Source organism: Sphingomonas sp. dw_22 (assembly GCF_018449795.1).
Lineage (GTDB): Bacteria > Pseudomonadota > Alphaproteobacteria > Sphingomonadales > Sphingomonadaceae > Sphingomonas.
Genome location: NZ_JAAVVE010000003.1, coordinates 14,792 through 30,379, shown reverse-complemented (window position 1 = coordinate 30,379; position 15,588 = coordinate 14,792). Strand labels below are relative to the sequence as shown.

General features: G+C 62.7%; 16 protein-coding genes. 8 read left to right on the top strand and 8 right to left on the bottom strand.

The genetic code is table 11. The features are described from left to right. Positions 1–363: 363 nt before the first annotated feature. The 8 genes from HB724_RS02055 to HB724_RS02020 all read left to right on the top strand — a co-directional run bounded on the left by HB724_RS02055 (position 364) and on the right by HB724_RS02020 (position 6,735). The gene (locus HB724_RS02055; RefSeq protein WP_213979238.1) at positions 364–1,056 is read left to right on the top strand and encodes a secretin and TonB N-terminal domain-containing protein; all 693 of its coding nucleotides are present in this window, start codon (positions 364–366) and stop codon (positions 1,054–1,056) included. Between the two features lie 124 nt (positions 1,057–1,180). Then, positions 1,181–2,170, top strand: coding sequence for a KpsF/GutQ family sugar-phosphate isomerase (locus HB724_RS02050; RefSeq protein ID WP_256731261.1), 990 nt, complete (start codon positions 1,181–1,183; stop codon positions 2,168–2,170). Next, entirely contained in the window at positions 2,170–3,003 is an 834-nt protein-coding gene (locus tag HB724_RS02045; RefSeq protein ID WP_213979237.1) for a 3-deoxy-manno-octulosonate cytidylyltransferase, read from the top strand. The genes HB724_RS02050 and HB724_RS02045 overlap by 1 nt, the downstream gene beginning before the upstream one ends. A gap of 14 nt (positions 3,004–3,017) precedes the next feature. Then, complete coding sequence (gene kdsA, locus HB724_RS02040; protein WP_213979236.1) at positions 3,018–3,872, top strand: 3-deoxy-8-phosphooctulonate synthase; 855 nt, start codon at positions 3,018–3,020, stop codon at positions 3,870–3,872. Positions 3,873–4,116: 244 nt separating this feature from the next. Further along, positions 4,117–4,386: a hypothetical protein gene (locus HB724_RS02035; RefSeq protein WP_213979235.1), complete on the top strand. Its 270-nt coding sequence runs from the start codon at positions 4,117–4,119 to the stop codon at positions 4,384–4,386. After that, positions 4,380–4,526, top strand: coding sequence for a hypothetical protein (locus HB724_RS02030; RefSeq protein ID WP_213979234.1), 147 nt, complete (start codon positions 4,380–4,382; stop codon positions 4,524–4,526). Before HB724_RS02035 ends, HB724_RS02030 begins: the two co-directional genes overlap by 7 nt. A 5-nt stretch (positions 4,527–4,531) precedes the next feature. Further along, a complete protein-coding gene (locus tag HB724_RS02025) occupies positions 4,532–5,476 on the top strand; it encodes a hypothetical protein (RefSeq protein ID WP_213979233.1) in 945 nt (314 codons plus the stop codon). Positions 5,477–5,478: 2 nt separating this feature from the next. After that, positions 5,479–6,735, top strand: coding sequence for a CHAT domain-containing protein (locus tag HB724_RS02020; protein ID WP_213979232.1), 1,257 nt, complete (start codon positions 5,479–5,481; stop codon positions 6,733–6,735). Positions 6,736–7,052: 317 nt separating this feature from the next. Here HB724_RS02020 and HB724_RS02015 read toward each other — a convergent pair whose 3' ends face one another. The 8 genes from HB724_RS02015 to HB724_RS01980 all read right to left on the bottom strand — a co-directional run bounded on the left by HB724_RS02015 (position 7,053) and on the right by HB724_RS01980 (position 15,524). Further along, complete coding sequence (locus HB724_RS02015; RefSeq protein ID WP_213979231.1) at positions 7,053–7,754, bottom strand: hypothetical protein; 702 nt, start codon at positions 7,752–7,754, stop codon at positions 7,053–7,055. A gap of 328 nt (positions 7,755–8,082) precedes the next feature. Then, on the bottom strand, positions 8,083–8,427 hold the full coding sequence (locus HB724_RS02010; protein WP_213979230.1) for a hypothetical protein: 345 nt from the start codon (positions 8,425–8,427) through the stop codon (positions 8,083–8,085). 84 nt (positions 8,428–8,511) lie between these two features. Further along, positions 8,512–8,796: an HU family DNA-binding protein gene (locus HB724_RS20675; RefSeq protein WP_346344651.1), complete on the bottom strand. Its 285-nt coding sequence runs from the start codon at positions 8,794–8,796 to the stop codon at positions 8,512–8,514. A gap of 170 nt (positions 8,797–8,966) precedes the next feature. After that, a complete protein-coding gene (locus tag HB724_RS02000; RefSeq protein ID WP_213979229.1) occupies positions 8,967–11,852 on the bottom strand; it encodes a hypothetical protein in 2,886 nt (961 codons plus the stop codon). A gap of 380 nt (positions 11,853–12,232) precedes the next feature. Continuing rightward, positions 12,233–13,054, bottom strand: a complete 822-nt coding sequence (locus HB724_RS01995; RefSeq protein WP_256731259.1) for a LuxR C-terminal-related transcriptional regulator — start codon at positions 13,052–13,054, stop codon at positions 12,233–12,235. 117 nt (positions 13,055–13,171) lie between these two features. Then, positions 13,172–14,167 carry a FecR domain-containing protein gene (locus HB724_RS01990; protein ID WP_213979228.1) on the bottom strand — a complete coding sequence of 332 codons (996 nt, stop codon included), beginning with the start codon at positions 14,165–14,167 and terminating at the stop codon, positions 13,172–13,174. 62 nt (positions 14,168–14,229) lie between these two features. Then, positions 14,230–14,742, bottom strand: coding sequence for an RNA polymerase sigma factor (locus tag HB724_RS01985; RefSeq protein WP_346344647.1), 513 nt, complete (start codon positions 14,740–14,742; stop codon positions 14,230–14,232). A 92-nt stretch (positions 14,743–14,834) separates the two neighbouring features. Next, a complete protein-coding gene (locus HB724_RS01980) occupies positions 14,835–15,524 on the bottom strand; it encodes an energy transducer TonB (protein ID WP_256731258.1) in 690 nt (229 codons plus the stop codon). Positions 15,525–15,588 lie beyond the last annotated feature (64 nt).

The following is a 15,588-nucleotide window of genomic DNA, read 5'->3' as shown; positions in this document are numbered from 1 at the left end:
AATAGTGACAGAATTTCCGAGTTGCGACTATTCGCTTGACAGGTAGGAATAGCTTATCGTGATTGTCGCCCGAGGTCGATCCGAAGCGCCCACTTTGGAGTAAATTATTAGTATTATTTTTTTTCACAACTTCTTCATATTCTCGTAATGTTTGGAACTATAATCGTCCGTCTATCTCAGGCGGGGACCATATCGGATCGCGAATAGCCTCGCATTTCCCCATAGGGTTGTGAGCAACGAAATCGACTTTGCGATTTGTGCTATCCTTGCTTCACGCTCTTTCCGTCCCAGTGTTGCAATGCACCATGTCGGGCAACTCGCCACGGGAGATTGGCCGCACTATCCTACGCGCAGATGGCAGCCGTGACTTTCTTTCGCCCCCTCCCGAGTTGCGCGCTGCTGGTCGCGATCGGCGTGAGCGTCATGGCAGCCGCCTCCGCGCCCGCGCAGGAAGCTGGCGCCGACCAGCGCGTCGCGTTCGACATCCCAGCGCAGCCGCTCGATGCCGCGTTGACCCAGTATTTCCGGGCGACGGGCGTGCAGCTGCTTTACGACAGCAAGCTGACCGCCGGTCGGCGCTCGAGCGCGGTGCAGGGCACCTATGCCCCGCGCGAAGCGCTGCAGCTCTTGCTGCGGGGAACCGGACTGATTGCCCGGTACAGCCGGGCAAGCGCTGCGGTCATCACCACGCCCGAGAACGAGGATGCCATGCCGCTCGTGCCGCTGGGCCGTGTCGTCGTGCGCGAGAAAATCGTGGTGACGCGCCTCAGTCCGGTCGAGCGCATGGCATTCTATGGACGACTGGAGAGCGAACTCCAGGGCTATCTGCGCGGCGACAAGCGGACCCAGCAACTCGTCTTCACCGTCCAGGTCTCGATCAGGATCGCCGACACCGGCGAGGTGACCGAGATTCGCGTCGACCGCGGAAGCGGCGACGCGAAGAAGGATCGGCTGCTGACCGAAGTCCTTATCGGGCGAACTGTATCCCCGCCGCCCGACGGGATCGTCCAGCCGTTGCTCGTGTCCTTGAAGGGGCGGCACAGGAACGGCGATTGAGGCCAGCCCAGGCGAAGATTTTCCGCAACGCGGCTATTCCTGTGGTTTTCCCCAGCCGGCGGTGTCGCCAGGTCATCTAGCGTCGAGTCCGTGGCATTCCGCCAAAGGAGTTCGACTCGATACCATGGACGCGCTCGCGGACGGAGCAATGCACGGGAGTGCGATCGTCGCGATGGGCCGACGCACCATCGCGACCGAAGCGGAAGCGCTTTGGGCGCTCGCGCACGACCTGGGCCAGGATTTCGCGGACGCGATAACCGTCCTGCGGCGAACCACGGGCAAGGTGATCGCGTGCGGGCTCGGCAAATCGGGCCAGATCGCGCAGAAGTTCGCGTCGACCCTGGCCTCAACCGGCACGCCGTCGTGCTTCCTACACGCCGGCGACGCGGTTCATGGCGAGCTGGGCGTTCTCCTGCCGGGCGATACGCTGGTCATTCTGTCGAACTCCGGCGACACGCGCGAATTCGGGGTGATCATGCGGCGCGCGCTGAGCCTCGCGGTTCCGATCATCGCGATCACCTCAAGTCCGGATTCGCCCGTGGCGGTCAGCGCCACCGTCAATCTGCTGCTGCCACCGAGGGAGGAGGCTTGTCCGTTCGGCAGTTCGCCAACGACGTCGACCACCATGATGCTCGCGCTCGGGGACGCGTTGGCGATCACGCTGATGCAGATGCGCGGAATCAAGGCCGCCGACCTGCTGGAGCTGCATCCCGGCGGTCGCCTCGGCCTCGATCTCGTGCGCGTCGAAAGCTTCATGCACGGCGGCGACGAACTACCGTTGGTGAGCGGCGAGATGTCGATGGAGGACGTGCTTGAGGTGATCAGCGAGAAAGGGTTCGGCATTGCCGGCGTGGTCGATGCGCAGCAAAGGCTGTCCGGCGTGATCACCGACGGCGACATTCGAAGAAGCGGGATCTCGCTGGGATCGATGCGCGCCAATCAGGTCATGACGAAGCGACCGCGGATCCTCGAGATCGGCGCCATGGCGCGCGATGCCCTGACCATCATGTCGGAAGCCCGGATCACATCCGTTTTCGTCATCCAGGATGGTCTTGGAGGCCGCGTGCGCGGCCTCGTCCACATCCATGATCTTCTCCGGCTCGGGATTGGGTGATGCTCAAGGTTGTCGGCGGAACGAGCGTCGCTGCCCGGGCCGAACGCGTCGCGATCGTCATCCCGGCGCGCTTTGCCTCATCGCGATTTCCCGGCAAGCCGCTGACGCCGCTGCGAGGTGCCAACGGAGCGGCAAAGAGCCTCATCCATCGCAGCTGGGAAGCCGCACGCCTGGTAGGCGGCGTCGCCGAAATCTGGATCGCGACCGACGACTTGCGGATCGCAGATGAAGCCAGACGCGTCGGAGCGCAGGTCGTGGTCACGCCGCACGATTGCCGCAACGGCACCGAGCGCTGCTGGGCGGCCGTGCGCGAGGCGGGCATCGATGCCGATATCATCGTCAATCTCCAGGGGGATTCACCCCTCACCCCGCCCCTGGCGATCGAGCTGATGATCGACACCCTGAGATCCGAGCCGCATCTGCATGTCGTCACGCCGATGATCCTCTGCACGCCGCTGCAGCTCGATCGCCTGACCGCCGACGCGCGCAACGGACGCGTCGGCGGCACGACGGTCGTGTTCGATGGCGCGGCGGACGCGCTCTATTTTTCGAAGCGCGTTCTGCCGTACCTGCCCGAGCGCACCTATGACGTGCCGGTCTATTTCCATCTCGGCGTCTATGCATATCGGCGCGAGGCGCTCGAGATGTATGCGGAAGCGCGCCCCTCGACGCTCGAAGTTGTCGAAGGACTGGAACAGCTCCGCTTCCTGCACCAGGGCGTGCCCATTCGGATGGTCGAGATTCCGGATCCACCCGGGGGCATGTGGGAGATCAACCATCCCTCGGATATCGTCCTCGTCGAGGCCGCGCTCGCTGAGCGTCACCTGGTCTAATGGAGCCAGATTGCATGGAGCTCTTTGGTCGCGAGGTCGGGAACAGCCGGCCGCTGTTCCTTATTGCAGGGCCGTGCGTGCTCGAGTCAGAAGCCCTTGCGCTCGAGATCGCGGAGGAGCTGGCGGCAATCGCACGGCGCCTCGATCTGCTCGTCATCTTCAAGGCCTCGTTCGACAAGGCCAATCGCACATCGACCTCATCCTTCCGTGGACCTGGGCTGGACGCCGGACTGTCGATGCTCGCGAAAGTCCGCGCGGAAACGGGGCTGCCGGTGCTCACCGACGTGCATGAGACTTGGCAGGTGGACCCGGTCGCTGAAGTGGCGGACATGCTGCAGACGCCAGCCTTTCTCGCGCGCCAGACCGATCTCATTGAAGCGGTTGCACGGACCCGCCGGCCGGTGAACATCAAGAAGGCTCAGTTCATGGCGCCCGGCGACATGGGGCAGGTTCTCGACAAGGCTGTGCGTGCCGCCCAGAGCGCGGGACAGTCGTCCGATCGCTTCCTCCTCTGCGAGCGGGGCACGAGCTTCGGGTATCAGAACCTCGTCAACGACATGCGTGGTCTCGCCGTTATGGCCGAGACGGGTGCCCCGATCGTCTTCGATGCGACCCATTCGGTGCAGTTGCCTGGAAGCGCGGGGAACCGCTCAGGTGGCGACAGGCGGTTCGTCCCATTGCTCAGCCGCGCCGCGGTCGCCGTCGGTGTCGCGGGGCTTTTCCTCGAAACACATCCGGACCCGGATCGCGCGCTGTCGGACGGGCCGAACGCTTTTCCGTTGAGCGGGCTGCCGGCGCTCCTGGAGCGGCTTCAGGGTCTCGATGCTACGGTCAAGACGAGGCGGCTGGACGATCCCTATTTCATCTAGGCTGTAAATCCGAAACATCGAGGTGCGTGTGTTGCCCGACAACGGCTGTCTGGCTGATTGCAGACGCGAGACGGGGCTGCGGGCCCTGGTGCTCGACGTTTTTGACCAGCGCGCTGCACCCAAATCATGCCGCACGTCGCGACAGCGGAAGCTGCACCAATATTGACGGACAACTGCGGGAGGCCCTTTTTGAAGGTATGCTCTCATGCTACTCTGCGAAGATATCTACGGATGGGGGGACTGAATGACCGCGCCTTTTCGTATCGAAAACCAAGACAAACTTCGCAGCACACCGGCGACGGTCAACGAAGAGTTCAAGGACTATCTTGGCCGCCTCCTCAAGATGATCCCGGCGGAGGTGGTCGGCGTATATATGATCGGTGCGGGGATCATTCCCCAGACCGAGCGGGTCGTCTCGGCGATTTGGGCCGTCTGGGATTGGTCTTTCTGGTCCGGATTTACGGAACAAGAGACCCGGACAAAAAGAAGCCCGCTCAACCTCTGCCCGTGCTGATCGCCGCTGGGGCGTTTGTCGTCTGGATCTACAGCCAGGGCGGGCCGTTCGAGCAGTTCGGGCTCTATGTGCCCTATATCGGTTCGCTCGCCGTCCTGTTGTGGACGTTCGTCATACCCATCTTCTACAAGGGCGAGTAGCGCTGATGGAAGCTCCCGAGGAGAGCAATCCACCGAAAATCAATCCATTCGGATTTGTCTATGCAACGCTCTCAGCCATCATCGGAGTCGCGCTCCTGCTGGTCATTTGGCCGAATGGTGGCAGCGAGCCGAGCTGGCTGGGCACAATGTCCAACGAAGTACGCTTCGCCTTGCTTGCGGCGATCGGAGGAGCATTGGGTTATGGCTACAAATACACGCGGAGGCTTTTGACGGAGCCTGACAGGCAAGCCCTTAGTGCGCGGGATAAGGCGGCTGATACCATCCTCCGCGTTTTCATCGCGATGCAGGGAGCGGCTATCGGCTATCTTGTGGTCCGGAGCAACATCGTCCTGCCAACCACGCCGGTGACGCAGTTCAGTCCTTTCGGCGTGCTTGTGCTGGGTCTCCTGCTGGGCGTGCTGATTGACGCGTTGGTTCCTGACCTGCTTGCGAAATCGGCGTTCCTTGATTCAGGCCCGCTCGGCGTGCGCCTCAACCAGATCGCGAGCGCGGTCGGCGCAACGACGCTCGACAATTATCAGGGCCGCATCCGCGCCCAGCTTCAGACCAGCGGCAGTTCCGCATCGGAGGAGATCGCCAGTTCGGAGGGCGGCCGGTTCAGACTCCTGCCCAGCAAGCCTTATACGCTGCTCATTTGGTTCGAGCCCGGCCCCGGCAGCGAGGGGCTCGGCGAAACGATCTCGATCAGCGGCGGCAACGACGTCGAGACGGTCAGCTTCGCAGTCTCGGTCGACAGCAGCGCCGCGATCGGCTTCGATCCCGGCAGGCAGGTCTGCACCTTCAAAGCAAAGAAGCCATCAGGTCGGATCAGCTTCGCCTTCGTAACGCCGACGGAGCCGGGGGCGATGACGCTGTGGCTGCGCGTGACGCAGAAGGACAGGCTCGCCGCCGTGCTGGCGCTTCGGGGCGAGGTGGCGACGCTGGACTGAGAATGGATCCCGACTCCGACATCAACATGGCGGTCTATGCCGCAAACGGCCTGTTGCGGCTTCGGATCGTCGTTCCACAGCAACCGCACCTGGACATTCCGCTCAGCGTCACACCGGGAAGACTTCCTGAACTGCGTAAGGTTCTCAGCACGTGTCTGCTCGACATGGCGAAGATCCTGCAGGACAAGGAGGTCGAGAAGTCGTCCGAGATTTCCCTGGATGCGCTACGGCAGCTCTATGCCGTCGGATCGGAAATCGGCATCGACATCTTCGGCTGTCTCTACGACAGCATCAGCCAGAGCTTCCAGGCCTATGTTCCCGGCTGGAACAGGGACGGGAATGCGCCGCCCAGGGTCTATCTCGACGGCACGCTCGAATATCCGCTGCCGCTCGAGTTCGTGCCGCTGTTCAATACCGCCGATCCCGATTTTAACGATCCGGGAGAAATCGCTGCGATCGCGCGGCGCTTTCCCGTCTTTTCGACGATCTTCTGCCGCAGCCCGATGAGCGCGGTCCGCAAGGAGAAGACGATCCACGACCAGGCGAGCGCGGCGAAGACGATAATCGACAATCAGTCGCCGCCGCTCGTCCGCCTGTTCGTCAACGAGGATCTCGACGGCGTGGCCGTCGAGCATGCGTTTTTCCGGCAGCTGGGCGCATGCCTTCGCGGCCCCTGGCCGGATGTGAAGATGTCCAAGCCGGATTTTCTCGAAAGGCTGTCGCAGCAGATCTGGGATGCCGCTTGTCCGGGGGAGCCGGCCTATCCCCGGCCCGACGACGTGCAGCATTTCGTGTGCCACTACGACACCACGGCGGCGCTCTCGCGTGACCACACCGTTCAGCTCGGGCGTCGAGTCCAGCTGCTGGGCGGCGCCTGGTCAGTCGTCAGCCAGTATAGCGCCGCGCTGAGGGAGCTGCTGCCGAACGGCACCGTTCGTGCCGGAAAGGGAACTCGCCGGCCGTTGGTTTTTCTCAACGCCTGCGCATCGTCAGACGTTACGCCGGAAGGCGTGATGTCCTTTCCCGGCATGCTTCTGGAATGGGGTGGCGACGCGGTTATCGGGACCGAAGTCGCCGTGCCCGACATGGCCGCTGCCGAGTTCGCACGCCTGTTCTATACCGAGTTCCTGGCGGGCAAGACGCTGGGCGAGGCGATCTACGAGGCCCGGGCGGCGCTGATGCGTGTGGGGAATCCGATCGGGGCGATCTACAGCGCCTACGCCTTGCCGGGCCTGAGGCTCAAGGAGCCTGCGATTTAGGCGTCTGGAGGAGCGAACTCCTCGGTCGACAGCGTCCTCCGAGATCGCACTCGACCCTGCGCTTTTCCGCGCTGATCTCCCCCAAAACATCCGCCCGATCAGTCATCGCAGACATTCTGATCGTGGGGCTCCGAAGGGCGGAGCCGTGGTCGAGCTCCTCGTCGACGCGGGTACGCTTGGCGACCAGACGATGTCCTGCCCGCTTCGTGATCGCGTTCGTCGGAGTTGCGATCGAAAGCGTGCTGAATAGTCCAGATCGCATTGACCGATCGTTCTCCGCGGACGGGCTAGCGAAGCGCCAGACGCCTGCGCCAGGCTTACGAGCAACGTGCGCTAATTGTCGCGTTATACTGACCCGCATTGCGCTTCGCGAGCATGACAAATTGATAGACGCCGCCCGGGAGATGCAGCGGAGGATAATGTGGCTGGGTGCCGCCCAATGTCGAGAAGATCCGAGTTCCATGGTCGGAAAGGATGCCATAGGCGACGGTGAAGCCGGCGCCGCGCGGGGGATCGATATAGAGTTCGCAGTCGCCCGTGAGCGAGAAGATCAGCTTGTACTCCTTGGTGCCATTCACATCGAGGAAGGTGCTGACAGGAAAGCTCGAGTTCGAAAGATCGAATGCCGGCTTGAGGAACGGGCGCAAGACATCGCGCGCGGTGTCCGGGTGATCGGCTGCGATAGCGAGACGCTCATTCAGAGCGTCGAGCTGCTGTCGAATTGCGCTCGTGTCTCCCTTGATCGAATCCAGCTGCGGGATGATCGTCTGATTCAGCAGATCGACGATGAGCTTGAGTTCATTTTCCGACAGGCCGCCGCGCGCCTTGATCGCGTTCAAACGCTGGATAATGCTGTTGATCGTCGCGTTGCTCGGGCCTTGGACGACGACATTGCCATTAACTATGCCGATCGCGGTGCTGCGGGTGCCCGTCGCAGTCACCTGTCGCTGAGCCTGCGCGTTGGTCGGCGCAATCGCGACCGCGAACGTCGCGAAGAGAATGACCTGCGAGCACTTCATTACCTGTTTCCCCCTAACGATTGTCGTAGTTGCCATTGAGCGCACCGATGGCGGTCGCGTGATTACCGATCGCTGTGACGTTCATGCCGTTGTCCGGAGCGTGACCCGCCTGACGGCACGCCGGGTTGGGCGCGAGCCTTTAGATCGGGTCGGTTCGTTTGATGAAGCTGCAAGTGTAGATGTAGCGGCGGACGTTGAAAGGCGGCTTCTCGTCCCTGCTGTCCTCCGATTGGTTGGCGAGCACCACTTCGCCGTCATCGCCAACCAGGAGTTGCTGCTCCTTCAGCTTGCCGCCGCAGAACTCGGTCGGGGAGGATCCGCCGCCCCGCTAGCCGCTGTCGACGGTGATCGGCTCGGTCTTGCCCCAGCGCTCGAGGCCATTATCCCTCGCCCGGCAGGATGCGGGTTGCACTGAACTCGACGCGCTCGGCAAAGGGAGCGGCGCCGTCGCGCTGGGAGCAGGCTCCGGACGTGGTTCGCGAGGTTGCATCATCACGGCAATCGCAAACGCCGCGACGCCCGCGAGCAGCAAGACGAAGACGATCAACTTCGTGCGGGCGTCCGCGCTCCTGAAGAATGTCAACGCAAGGCCCGAGAGCCCCATCACCATGAGCGCAAGCACGCCGAGGGGGCTCCCCGCCGCCGCCTTGATTACCTCGGCATTCCAATCCATCTTCCCCCCTGAGGCCAGCTGTCAGGCCAAGACCGATCGTTCTCCCTGCAACCATCCATTTCCACACCATTCAACCGGAATGGTTCAGCCTTCGAGCTTGTCTTTCACGGCTTTCGCCGGCGTGAAGGTGAGCCGTTTCGATGCGGCGATATCGATCGCCTCGCCGGTACCGGGGTTCCGCCCCTTCCGCGCAGCGCTGTGCTTCAACTTGAATTTGCCCAGACCTGACAGGGAGACATCCCGCCCGCTCGAGGCGGACTCGGCGATTGCTGCGACGACGGCGTCGACCAGCTTGCGGGCGTCGGCTTTGGCGAGCCCGTGTTCGTCGGCGACGCGATTGGCGAGTTCGCGGTTCGTCAGGCTCCCGATGACCAGGATGTCGATCGCCTTCTTGAAGTCGGCGAGATCACGTTCGAAGCTGACATGCGAGCCTTTCTTCACATCCGGATAGTCCTCCTGCTGGAACTCGGCGGGCTCGCTGACGCCCGGTTCGTCGATCCAGCAATACCCCGACGTGATGTTTGCGGTGCCGTAGCGCATCACTGGTCTCCATTGTTCGCGGTAACCTCGACGGTCTTCACCACGGCCTGCTCGGTGCCCTTGAACAGCACGAGGGGAACCGTGCGCGAGACCGGCAGCCCCTCGGTTTGATCACGGGTGAACGTGACCTTGAGAGCTTTGCCGCCGGCCACCTTGTCGACCTTTCCAGGCTGGCCGTTGAGGGTGGCGGCATCGATCTGATCGAGCTTGGCACCGGTGAAATTGAAAACCTGAAGGCTCGGAACGCTGAACGCGGTCGGAGTGAACGAGGTCACGCTCGCGCCATCCTCGCCCTTCTTTTCCTGCGGCTTGCAGCCTTCCGCGGGCTTTGGGGCATAGTCGACCTCGCCGGGGGCCACGCCGTAGGGCGTCAGCAGCCTGAACGGTATCTTGGCGGTCGGGATCGCCCCGACCTTTTCATCGAGCGCCGGGACGTCGACGATGACGCCGGCCATATCGGGCGCGACGGTGATCGCGGCCGCGCCGAGTTTCGCCCCGCCGATGATGACTTCCGAGGTTCGCCACACGCTGTCGCCGCGGACGATGAGCGACGTCGGGCGGCACGCGCTGACGGCCTGCCCCGAGAGGCGCGAGTCCTCAAGCGCAACCCGTCGGCGCTCCTCGATACCGCCAAGCGAGAGGTAGGTGGTGAGCTGCGCATAGTCGGCGTCGTTGGGCGAGAGGCTGACCTTGGCAGCCTTCACATATCGGACCGTCTTCCCCGTCTCCGTCCCGGCGCCCGACGCGATGGTGTTGCAGGTTCCGATCGAGCCCGCAGTCACATCTTCGCTTGCAAGCTCGAAATCGGCGCCGGCGTCGGCAATCTGCCTCGGCTTTGGCGCCCAGCCTGTCACGGTCTCGAGACAGAAAGAGGGCCACCAGCTGGGCACGGAGAGATCGACCGTCAGGTCGTAGGTGCGCAGGTTCTGGTCGAGCTTGATATCCCCTTTTGGATTGACCAGCGCGCGTGGGCCGATCACCCAACCGAACGTCTTGCGGGCAATGACGGAATAGCCGACGACGGCCGGCAAGCGCTCGAGCGTCTCGGCACGGCCTATCGCCTGGCGCGAATAGCCGGCAGCCGCGTTGGCCGCGGCACCCGACGTCGGATCCGACGCAGCGACCGAAAGGGCCAGCGACAGGCTGTTCGCCGCGCGGGCGATGGTCGATACCTGCTGGACCTGCTCCCTCGGGCCGATATCGTATACGGCGATCCGATCGGCTTCCCGCGTGATCGCTTCCTCGAAGCGCGGCGGGACATAAACGGATCCACCGCCTTCGCGGAACGCGCCTCGCTGGCTGGGCGTGCATTCGGCGGGATAGGTGAACCGCTCAAGGGTTCTGAGCAGGATTTCAGCGCGCGCCGCACGCGTTGCCACGAGATCCATCCTGCTGTCGGCAGGTGGCTTGATCCCCCGCGCCTCGAGCATGGCTCTGGCAAGCCGATCGATGTTGGAGAGAACAGCGCCGCCTGCGGCACGCACGCGCTCCCTCAGAAGCCGGCGAGAGGTCGTATCGAGCTGGGAATACAGGGTATCTGGCCTGCCGGGCTGGCTCAGGTCCGTCGGACGCGCGAGCACGCAATTGGATACGAAGCGATCCGGATGATCGACGAGATCGCTCCGAGCGGCCTGGAACTCCTGCTGCTCTATGGCGTCGTTCGACGCCAGCTGGAATGCGGCGAGATAGTCCTTGAGGTCGGAATAGGGGCCCTCCTGTGGCGAGGTTCCGAGGAACTTGGGCACGGCGAATGTCAGGGTCTCGCAGCCGGCTTCGTCCGTCACCTGTGGGTCAAGAATGAGACCTCTACAGACGGCCGCCGCGGACGCGGGAACCGGCGCGGCAACGGGCGTGGGTTTCTTTCCACCCTTTGCCTGGGCTGGCTTGGCCGTCTTCGCGGGCGCTGCCGCTGGCACCGCTGGCGGCGCCTTGGGCGGAGCAAAGCTGAAATAGACGAGATCGAAATTGTCGGCGACGCCATAGGCGAGAAAGGACGCGTTCGGCTTCCAGATCAGACCATTTTCGATATTGAGGCCAGCGTTGATGTAGCTGAGCCAGCCGCGATAGAATCGGGTCTTTTCGGGCTCGGACATGACCGGCGCGACGACTTTCATCTGGATCACGCCGGGGACATCGGAGTGGCGCCGGTCCGGAAGCACGGTCGCTTGAAAATTGAGCCGGATCAGCGCGTCGCCGCCAGCGTCGTGAAGTTCGTCCAGGCTCGCCGCATTTCGCGCCGTTTTCAGCAAGTCACGATAGGCGGCGCGATCCCTGAACAGGTCGGCCGGATTGGCACCCACATTGGCCGGCACAGCGGCGCCTTTGGCATCGGCACCCAGGCGGTCGCCAAGCGCGGCGGTCAGCTTGTCGATCGCCGCGGTGAGCTGGTCGGCTGCCGCCGCGGGAGTGCCCGATGTCGCGGTCCCCGGACTGCCATCCGCGAGCTTGTTCGGATCGACATTGACGGGCTGGGCTTGCGCATCGAACGTCTTGCGAACGAGATCCGCGTCCCGCTTGAGCTGATCGAGCTGTAGCTGCAACTGCACCACGTCGATCTGCTGCTGAAGGTCACCCGTTTCCTTTGCGCGTCGATAGTTGAGCCCGCTGGCCGGATCGAAGCTCAGGCCGAGCGCCGCGGAGAGAGCCGATATCTGCTCGATCTCGCGGGCGATTTCCGGCTTGAACACCACAGTCGCGCTGTCGTTGATCAGTCCGTCCAGCCAGGCAATATCCTTGTTGCGCTCATTGATCAGCGCTTCGCGGCGGTACATTTTCGGGTCGGACACCGTGATGGTCCCCGCGGCCGGCTTGCCGTACCAGTTGATGCCCGTCGATCCAGCGAAAGGTGTGGTGCAGCCCGCCAGCATGACCGACGTCCCCAGCATGGCAGATGCCCTGCGCCAATGTCCCATAATGCCCCCCCCCAATCAGTATACCCCGCAGGTCGGCGTTCGCACGCGATCTGCCGTCCCTAAATACTGCCCAGCTGAACTGGCATCATTTGTCTTGAATGATCTTGTGTCAATATGAGTTCATTTTGTTTTGAACATTCTCTCAGAAGAAAAATGCAGTTATCGATATCCCATGGCGGAAGCATTTCTTACGCCGCCAATGAAACCGGCAGGGTGTACGCAATTTTCAATCAAGCGTTTGGCATCGTCTGTCCAAGACCGGGCGCGCCTGCTCGGGCAAATGCAAAGCCGGATTTCGACGTTCACTAACGGCCAGGCAATTCCCGCACATGCGCCCGACCGCCAGTTCAACCCTAGAGGCCGGCCGCCGCGCCCGCGCCGAAGGCGAGAACAACGGCGCGGAGCTTGGTCGGCGCGCCGAGTTTGTCGAGCGCGTTGCGCAGGTGAAATTCGACCGTGCGACCGGAGATGCCTAGCGTATGGCCGCTTTCGTCGACGGTCTGTCCGAGGGCCGCAAGCCGCAGGCACTCGAGCTCTCTGTTCGACAGGCGTGGGCCGCGTCCGACCCAGTTGGCGATCGGGACGAGGGTCTTGGCGAGCGCGTGGAACTGTCCGGCGAGAAACGCCAGTTCCGGCGCCTTCTTGTCGATGAGAAGCTTGATGGACACTTCGTCATAGCCGAACAGACTGAGATAGGCCGGGCATCCCGCGCTGTCCTGGACCGGGATGGCGAGGCCCGCGTCGATCCCGCGACTCCGCTCGCCGTCGAGCCAGGCACGCTGCTTCGGGGCCACTTCCACGGTATGGCGTGTCGACCACGAGAATGGCGCATAGGTGCCTCGGATCAAGGCAATCGAGGGGTCGCTGGCAATCCAGTGTTCGTCCTCGCGCTCGGCCTGGCTCGAGGTGGTGAGATGCCGGATGGGGAAGCCGGGCTCGCTTTCGTCCAGGCCCCAGCAAGGCCGGGCGAGTTGGATGTAGCGTCCGCCGTAGAAGCCAAGGCTACGCGAGAATTTGAGCAGCCAATTGCGGAGGTCCAGGGCGGACAGGCATTCGCTCAGGTCCGGCATATTGGCGCTCGCACCCAGCGGATCCGGGGCGTGCACCGTGTGTCCGAGTCCCGTCTCGGTATGACCCTGCACACGATCGTCGTGCGCTGCCTGGCTGCCAAGCATTTGCGCTCCCCCGAAGTGATCCCAAAGAGAAGACACGTAGAAGCGCGATTTTTGGCAGGAAATTTTTGTTACACTTTAGTGACAGAATCGGCCGTTGTAATAACGGCGGAGAGACTGCTAGCTCAGGATGACCACGTTACCCGGAAGGCGTGACACTTTGACACCAAGCGCTAGTTCCGCCTGACTAAAAAAGTCATCAATTCTGTCTACGTAATACGTTCCACTGAGCGGCCGCGAAGCCAATCCCGAATTCGCGAGGAAGACCTTACCCGAGCGATAGCGGTTTATTTCGTTCACTACCTCCCGCATCGGCATGTTGCGGAAGATGAGAGTGCCGGATTGCCATGCGGTCAGAACGGTAGGATCGGTGCCTGGCTCCACCGCTCCTATCGCAGCGCCGTTGTATCGCACCGCGTCCGCGGGCCGAAGAATGCGCTTCTCTTGGTTCCAGGCGACCTCGACGCCGCCCGCAAGACAGGTGATGCAAACATCGTCACCGTCGCGGCGCGCATTGAAACGTCCAGCTCGAACGACGCTCGTGCCCGACCCAGCCACGAGCGCTGCCGGCTGCGTTGGACCGCTGGTCAAAACCGCCTCCCCGGAGATCAGCTCGATGGCAGGTATCGCGAGCCCGGTGTGCATATCGATGCTTGTGCGCGTGTTCAGGTCCACGCTCGCGCCATCGGCGAGTTTGATCACGCGCCGTTCGCCGGGGCCCGTGCGAAAGTCTGCCATCGCTTCTGCCGGGCTCGGAACGAGATTGAGCATACGCCCGGTAACGATCGCGCCGCCTGCAATGGATGCTGCAAGAGCTCCGCCAAGCATTTGCCTGCGCGAGAGATGCGGCGCTCGCGGCGGCGCCTTGAACGGGACGACATTGTCGGCGGCGCCTTCTCTGGCTTCTGCCTCGGCTTCCACCATCCGTACGAGGTCGCGCAGCCGCACTGCAGCGCGAAAGGCCTCCTCATGCGCGCGGCTCTGATTGCGCCACGCGATGAACGCTGCAGCATCCCGGTCGGTCGCCTCCCCCGAGTGGAGACGATTGAGATGATCCAAACCCTCCAGGCGCAAGCGCGAGAGGTCAGAATCTGTCCAGCCACTCCTCTGCGTCATGCTGAATAGCCGTCCACTGGTCCCTGAGGGAGCGTACCAAGATCGGTCACTGCTCTGCTCCCTTACTGAGAGGACACTTCGGAGAGACGTTTTTGCAAGGCGGGAATGAAAATTTCTTCCGTGGCTTCCTGCAGGTAGCGCGTCGCAAGGAGCAATTCGTGGCGGACTGTCCTTTCAGAAACGTTGAATTCCAATGCGATATCCCTGTACTCGATGTTGTTCACCCAGAAGCGCCGAAACATTGCGCGCCGGCGCCCTGGCAGACCCTCGAGAGCGCGTTCGACCGCTTGCAAATCCGAGCGCGCTTCGGCCACGCGTTCCTGGTTCGGGCTTTCGTCAGGAAGTTCGACAAGTTCCTCGATGTCCGTGGCGGACAAGTGCCGCGCCTCCGACCGGATGCGGTTGCTGGCGATGTTGATCGCCATGCTGATGAGGTAGGATCGCGGATTGCGGATCTCGTCCTGAATCTCGGTGCGCTGGAGGCGGACATAGGTGTCCTGGAGCGCCTCGTTCGCCGCGTCTGCGGAACCCAGCCGTCCCGCCAGGCGCCGCTTGAGATCGGGATATTCCGACACAAGAAGGCCAATCAATATATCTCGTGAAGACGCGCTCACGACCTCGCCCCAATTGGGCCGACAAGGGACTTGCGCGTGAAAATGGCGGGCCCCTACCCGGCCGTCTGCATGGCAAATTGCTGCATGACCGACAAATCTATTTCGATCACGAAGTCCATCCGGGATGGGAGGCCGGCCGGGATCGGCGGCAGCGGTTGCGCTCTGGTCAGGGCCTCGAGCGCCGCATCGTCGAGCAGTTCCGAGCCGGAGCTTTCCTGAATCCAGCTCTCCAGGACAGCACCCGCCCGGTCGACCCTGAAGGCAAGTTGCGTGACGCCAGCCAGATGCATTCGCCGCGCTTCAGCTGGATAGCGGCTGCCGCGCGCAAGCGCCTCGTAGAGGCGGCGTTGATAGTCGCTGAAGTCTGATGCGGTCGTCGATCCCTGATCGCCCGCCCCTTCCGCGGCGAGCATGGTTCCCGCGGTATCGCCAGGCTTTGCCACCAGCCTGACGGCCGGCGGCGGGGGATTTGCCGTCTTGGCGGCTCGCTCGGCTCCCTTGCGGGCGATGGTCGAGGGCGCATCATCATGGTTCGCAGCCGCAGCGCCGCTGGTCGCGTTAATCTGATCAAGGGGGATCAACTCTATGACGAGGGGGTGTTGCGAGGGCTTAAGACCCACCCGCTCCTTACGAAAATCCGACAGACCATACATGATGCCGCCCAATATGGCGGCATGGCCGACACATGAGCAAAAGAGGCTCAGGAAGTTGATCCTGTTGGGACCAGGCATGAACACTCTCATGAGTCGGGATATCGCTCGTTTTAGATCACTGGTTGAGGACGTTCGTGTGACATGCCCCAACCGG